The sequence below is a fragment of the Pseudomonas sp. NBRC 111132 genome, from assembly GCF_001320565.1.
Lineage (GTDB): Bacteria > Pseudomonadota > Gammaproteobacteria > Pseudomonadales > Pseudomonadaceae > Aquipseudomonas > Aquipseudomonas putida_P.
On the sequence record NZ_BCBI01000008.1, the window covers coordinates 129,664 to 135,663 of the forward strand.

Consider the following 6,000-nt stretch of genomic DNA (forward strand, 5'->3'; position numbering starts at 1 on the left):
TAAGCTGCGCGGTCAACCCCGCACCCACAAGGATTGCGCCGGCCTTCAGGGTTGTGCAACGCCCTTGTGGGCGCGGGCTTGCCCGCGAAGAGGCCAGCACAGGCCCAGCAAAGCTGTATACAATCAGCAAAAAGCTTGATTACAATGCCCTGCGCCTATGACATCGGTAATCGCCGATGCGTATTGCGGCAGGCTTACGCCATGTCACCTACAACCCCTGCAAAAACGCTACTCGTCAAAAACGCCGCTCTGTTGGTCACCATGGACGGCCAACGCCGCGAGATCAAGAACGGCGGCCTGTTCATCGAAGACAACCTGATCAAACAGGTCGGCCCCAGCGATACCCTGCCACAACAAGCCGACGTCGTCCTCGACATGGCCGGCAAAGTGGTCATCCCTGGCCTGGTCAACACCCACCACCACATGTACCAGAGCCTCACCCGCGTGGTACCGGCGGCCCAGGACGGCGAACTGTTCAACTGGCTGACCAACCTGTACCCGATCTGGGCACGCCTGACCCCCGAAATGATCGCGGTGTCGACCCAGACCGCCATGGCCGAGCTGATCCTCTCCGGCTGCACCACCTCCAGCGACCACCTGTACATCTACCCCAACGGTTGCAAGCTCGATGACAGCATCCACGCTGCCGCCGAAATCGGCATGCGCTTCCACGCCGCACGCGGCAGCATGAGCGTGGGCCAGAGCCAGGGCGGCTTGCCACCCGACTCGGTGGTGGAAAAGGAAGCCGACATCCTCAAGGAGTCGCAACGCCTGATCGAGGACTACCACGACGCCAGCCACGGCTCGATGCGCCGCATCGTGGTCGCGCCGTGCTCGCCGTTCTCGGTCAGCCGTGACTTGATGCGTGAAGCTGCCGTGCTGGCGCGCCAGTACGGGGTGTCGCTGCACACCCACCTGGCCGAAAACGTCAACGACATCGCCTACAGCCGCGAAAAGTTCGGCATGACCCCTGCCGAATACGCCGAAGACCTCGGCTGGGTCGGCCACGATGTCTGGCATGCCCACTGTGTACAGCTCGACCAGCATGGCATCGAGCTGTTCGCCCGCACCGGCACCGGCGTTGCCCACTGCCCATGCTCGAACATGCGCCTGGCCTCGGGTATCGCCCCGGTGCGCAAGATGCGTGACCACGGCGTACCGGTGGGCCTGGGGGTCGATGGCTCGGCGTCCAACGACGGCGCCAGCATGATCGGTGAAGTGCGCCAGGCCTTGCTGCTCCAGCGGGTGGGCTTCGGCCCCGACGCCATGACCGCACGCGAAGCCCTGGAAATCGCCACCCTCGGCGGCGCCAAGGTGCTCAACCGCAATGACATCGGCGCCCTGGCCCCCGGCATGGTCGCCGACTTCGTCGCGTTCGACCTGGGCCACGTGGCCTATGCCGGCGGCCACCACGACCCGCTGGCAGCGCTGGTGTTCTGCACGCCAACCCAAGTGCACACCAGCGTGATCAACGGCCGTGTGGTGGTGAAGGATGGCCAGCTGGCCACCGTCGACCTGCCACGCGTGCTGGAGCGCCACAACCAGCTGGCACACCAGTTGGTCAGCGGCGCGTGATGCACCCGGGCTGCTGCGCCCCAAGCCGGGCGCAGCAGCCCATTCCTGCCTGTTCTTTTCTCAACGAATGCGACTGAGACCGTGCTGTTAGACGCATAAAATAACAAAGCGAGCTACTCACCATGACTTCTCCCGCTTCACCTCGTCCAGAAGACGAGAACCTCGGCGTGGGCGCCAACCTGGCTTACGGCCTGCAGCATGTACTGACCATGTATGGCGGCATGATCGCCGTGCCGCTGATCATCGGCCAAGCCGCCGGCCTCAGCGCTGGCGACGTTGGCCTGCTGATCGCCGCGTCGCTGTTCGCCGGCGGCCTGGCAACGCTGCTGCAGACCTTGGGCATTCCCTTCTTCGGCTGCCGCCTGCCACTGGTCCAAGGGGTGTCCTTCGCCAGCGTCGCCACCATGGTCGCGATCATCGGCAATGACGGTATCGGGGGCATGCAGGTGGTGTTCGGCGCAGTGATCGTGTCATCGCTGGTCGGCCTGCTGATCACCCCGCTGTTCTCACGCATCATCAAGTACTTTCCGCCATTGGTGACCGGCATCGTCATCACCACCATCGGCCTGACCTTGATGCCGGTGACCGCGCGCTGGGCCATGGGCGGCAACAGCCAGGCCGCCGACTTCGGCAGCCCGGCTAACATTGGCCTGGCCGCGTTCACCCTGACCTCGGTACTGCTGCTGAGCAAGCTGGGCAGTGCCAGCCTGTCGCGCCTGTCGATCCTGCTGGCGATCGTGATCGGCACGCTGGCGGCGATGGCCACCGGCATGGCTGATTTCTCCCAGGCACTGCAAGGGCCGTGGATGGCCATGCCCGAGGTGCTGCACTTCGGTGCGCCGCAGTTCCAGGTGGCGGCGATTCTGTCCATGCTTATCGTCATCGTGGTGACCATGGTCGAGACCTCGGCCGACATCCTGGCGGTGGGTGAAATCATCGGCACCCCGGTCGACTCCAAGCGACTGGGCAATGGCCTGCGCGCCGACATGATCTCCAGCGCCCTGGCGCCGCTGTTCGGCTCGTTCACGCAAAGTGCCTTCGCGCAGAACGTCGGCCTGGTGGCCGTGACCGGGGTGAAGAGCCGCTACGTGGTGGCCAGCGCCGGGCTGATCCTGGTGACCCTGGGGCTGCTGCCGGTGATGGGCCGGCTGGTCGCCGCGGTGCCTACAGCGGTGCTCGGTGGCGCCGGGCTGGTGCTGTTCGGCACGGTCGCGGCCAGCGGCATCCGCACCCTGGCCCAGGTGGACTACCGCAACAACATGAACCTGATCATTGTCGCCACCTCGATCGGCTTTGGCATGATCCCGATCGCAGCGCCAGGCTTCTATCACCACTTCCCGGCCTGGTTCGAGACCATCTTCCACTCGGGCATCAGCTCGGCGGCGATCATGGCGATTCTGCTCAACCTGCTGTTCAACCACCTGCGCGCTGGCAACTCCGATCAACAGTCGGTGTTCGTCGCGGCCAGCGAGCGCACCCTGCGCTACCGGGACATCGCCGGGTTGAATGAAGGCGATGTGTTCCGTGATGGCAAGCTGTATGACCGGGACGGCAACGAAGTGCCGATCATGGAGGCTGATGAGGGGCACTTCAAAACGGGTAAGACGTCAGTGGCGCACATGCACTGACACTGCACCTCCTTAGGCTGGCGCGGTCTCCTGGAGGAAACCGCGCCAGTCGATCGGGTCGTTTATTGCTGCTGACGGGTAGCGCATACCACAATTTCGCGAATGCACACCGATTGCGGTTGGCCATAGGCAAAGCCGATGGTCTCGGCAATGGTCTGCGCCGTCAGCACCCCGCCCATTTCCTGCTTCCAGTCGTTGTAGCCCGCCTTGATGGCGTCATCGGTCGTGTGGCTGAGCAGTTCGGTGTCGACAGCGCCCGGCTCGATGGTGATCACCCGCACGTTACTCGGTGCCAGTTCTTCGCGCAGGTTTTCCGAAAGGCCGGTAACGGCGAACTTGGTACCGACATAGGCGACATGGTTGGGGAAGGCCTTGCGCCCGGCCACGGAGCTGACGTTGATGATGGTGCCGTGCTTGCGCTCGACCATGCCGCCGGCCACGGCATGGATGCCGTTGAGCAGCCCACGCACGTTCACGTCGAGCATGCGGTCCCACTGCTCTGGGTCCTGCGTGGCGATTGCGCCCAGCAGCATTACACCGGCATTGTTGATGATCGCGTCGACCGGGCCAAAGCGTGCCTCGGCCTCGGCAACGGCAGCCAGCACAGCCGCGCGGTCAGTCACATCGACCGGCAGCGCCAGCGTGTTGGGCAACTGCAGTTGTTGCATCGGCGCCAGGCGGCGAGACAGCAGCAACAGTGCATGGCCGCGGCTGGACAGCAGCTTGGCGGTGGCCAGGCCAATGCCGGAGCTGGCACCGGTAATTACCACCAGCGGTTTATGGGTGTTGGTCATGGTCGCCATCCTGTTATCCAATTTGCCTATGGGTAAGAAGTAGAGCGAGTATAGAAGCCAGTTTTTCTGCCGAAAAATGGGAAATTCCTTTCGCAACCATCGGCATCACTTATGGGTAACCCATGGATTATCGCCAGCTCCGTGCTTTCATCGCCGTGTTCGAAGAGCGCAACATCACCGCCGCCGCACGTTCGATACACCTTAGCCAACCGGCGCTGTCTGGCAGTATCAAGGCACTGGAAGAAGCCTTGGGCACCACGCTGTTCGTGCGCCAGGCCCGTGGCGTGGACGTGACCGAAGATGCCCGCGCGCTGTACCCCGAGGCGCAACGGATGGTCGCCGATGCCAACCGCCTGCTGGGGCGTTTCAAGGGTGATCGTGAACGTTCACCGTTGCAGGTTGGCGTCGAGCAGGATGTAAGCAAAGCGGTGCTGGCCAAGCTTGTGCTGGCGGCGGCGGCCATCCAGCCCCCAGTGCGCCTGCAATTGGTAACCGGCTGCATGGGCGAGGTGCGGCTGGCCAGCGAAGAGCAGCGCTGTGAAGATGAGTTGTTCTTGCCGCTGCACAGCGACCCGTTCGTGCTGGCCCTTGCAACCCAGGCAAGCGCTGCCGAGCACTGGATTACCTGCCCTGCGCAGCCGAGCCATCAGCGCCTGCTGCCGTTCTACAGCGTGAACCCGGTAGCAGAAGCCGATAGCTTTGTGTTGGCCCTGGAATTGGTCGCCGCCGGGCTGGGCGCTGCAATCGTGCCGCAGTCACTGGCCGCCGAGCATCCTGGCGTGCGCTGGCAACCCATGCCCCAACTGGACCTGCGTCGACGCATCGGCCTGTGCTACTCAGCCCAGGCGCTGGCGCTCGATGGCGTCATGCAACTGCGCGATGCCTTGCAGTGTTGAGTTGCCTTTAGTGGCACTCACAGGGACATGATCATCTCATGCCACGCCATACCGCCGTGGTCCGATGGCGACGGCTTCACGTACTGGTAGCCCAGCTTCTGGTACAAGGGCACATGCTGCTCCTTGCACATCAGGTGAATGGTCTGCTTGCCCGCCGCCTGCATGCGTGCGATGAACGCGTCCATCAATAGCTTGGCGTAGCCTTTGCCCTGGTGCGCCGGGTCTACCACCACCGACATGATCACCACGTTCGGCGCTGCCGGGTCATGGCCGACCAGTTCCTTGAACGCTTCGTCGGACATCACCACGTCGTGGGCGCAGCCGCTGTTGATGAAACCCACGATCTCGCCGTCACGTTCCAGCAACAGGAAGCCTTGCGGGTACTGCGCGATACGCGTGCGGATTTTTTCCAGCGTGGCCGCCTCATCCCCCTCATAGGCGCCAATTTCGATGGCGTAGCAGCGCTCGGCATCTGCGGGAATGGGGGTGCGAAACTGGGGGGCGCTCATGGCAGGTTTCCTAGGGCAAGGTGAAGGCAGCCAGCATGATAAATGAGCATCGACCTTGCGCTCCATCGTCGCGAACCGAGCAGGTCGCGACAGCTCAGCGCAATAAATGCATTTTTTGCATATTAAGTTATATCTAAATTGAATTTTATTATTATGCAGAAAGCCTTTACTGTCTAAGCCACTCAGCCGGCCTTGAGCTGCCGGTTTCTCGCACGCTACCCGACCACGTGGTGCCTGCCCCCTGATCGCACATGGAGGCGCCATGCCCATTGCTTCATTCAACCGCCGTCAACTGCTGGCGTTGGCCGGCACCGCCACGGCGGCAACCTTGTTCGGCCGCTTGGCCTTCGCCGACAGCAGCCACGCCGGCCACAGCGAGCACGCCGTACAACCCGTCGGCAGTGGCCTGGACCTGGAGAGCAACCGCTGGGTGCTGCCCGAACCGCGCAAGGTCAGGCTGGCGACCAACCTCAATGCCGTGTGCCTGGCACCGGTGGCCGTAGCCGACAGCCAAGGCATTTTCAAACGCCACAACCTGGATGTGGAATTCGTCAACTTCGGTAACTCCACCGAGGTGCTGCTGGAGTCGATGGCCACC

At 63.1% G+C, this 6,000-nt stretch carries 5 protein-coding genes and 1 pseudogene; 4 read left to right on the forward strand and 2 right to left on the reverse strand.

The genetic code is table 11. From position 1 onward, the window contains the following. Positions 1–201 precede the first annotated feature (201 nt). Positions 202–1,575 (forward strand): 8-oxoguanine deaminase, encoded by a 1,374-nt coding sequence (locus APH35_RS06145; RefSeq protein WP_060493866.1) that lies wholly within the window; start codon positions 202–204, stop codon positions 1,573–1,575. A gap of 122 nt (positions 1,576–1,697) precedes the next feature. Next, positions 1,698–3,203: a nucleobase:cation symporter-2 family protein gene (locus tag APH35_RS06150; RefSeq protein ID WP_060514419.1), complete on the forward strand. Its 1,506-nt coding sequence runs from the start codon at positions 1,698–1,700 to the stop codon at positions 3,201–3,203. A gap of 62 nt (positions 3,204–3,265) precedes the next feature. Here APH35_RS06150 and APH35_RS06155 read toward each other — a convergent pair whose 3' ends face one another. After that, entirely contained in the window at positions 3,266–3,997 is a 732-nt protein-coding gene (locus tag APH35_RS06155; protein WP_012272885.1) for an SDR family oxidoreductase, read from the reverse strand. A 122-nt stretch (positions 3,998–4,119) separates the two neighbouring features. Between APH35_RS06155 and APH35_RS06160 the strand changes: the two genes are divergently transcribed. Continuing rightward, entirely contained in the window at positions 4,120–4,893 is a 774-nt protein-coding gene (locus tag APH35_RS06160) for a LysR family transcriptional regulator (protein WP_060493868.1), read from the forward strand. Positions 4,894–4,910: 17 nt separating this feature from the next. Here the strand turns inward: APH35_RS06160 and APH35_RS06165 are convergent, their stop codons facing one another. After that, positions 4,911–5,402, reverse strand: a complete 492-nt coding sequence (locus APH35_RS06165; protein ID WP_060493869.1) for a GNAT family N-acetyltransferase — start codon at positions 5,400–5,402, stop codon at positions 4,911–4,913. A gap of 262 nt (positions 5,403–5,664) precedes the next feature. Here APH35_RS06165 and APH35_RS06170 point away from each other — a divergent pair. Next, positions 5,665–6,000, forward strand: a pseudogene (locus APH35_RS06170) (ABC transporter substrate-binding protein); the annotation flags it as partial.

Coding starts and splice junctions, on each gene's coding strand:
- APH35_RS06155 (WP_012272885.1), bottom strand. CDS start 3,997: ATGACCAACACCCATAAACCGCTGGTGGTAATTACCGGTGCCAGCTCC.
- APH35_RS06150 (WP_060514419.1), top strand. CDS start 1,698: ATGACTTCTCCCGCTTCACCTCGTCCAGAAGACGAGAACCTCGGCGTG.
- APH35_RS06145 (WP_060493866.1), top strand. CDS start 202: ATGTCACCTACAACCCCTGCAAAAACGCTACTCGTCAAAAACGCCGCT.
- APH35_RS06165 (WP_060493869.1), bottom strand. CDS start 5,402: ATGAGCGCCCCCCAGTTTCGCACCCCCATTCCCGCAGATGCCGAGCGC.
- APH35_RS06160 (WP_060493868.1), top strand. CDS start 4,120: ATGGATTATCGCCAGCTCCGTGCTTTCATCGCCGTGTTCGAAGAGCGC.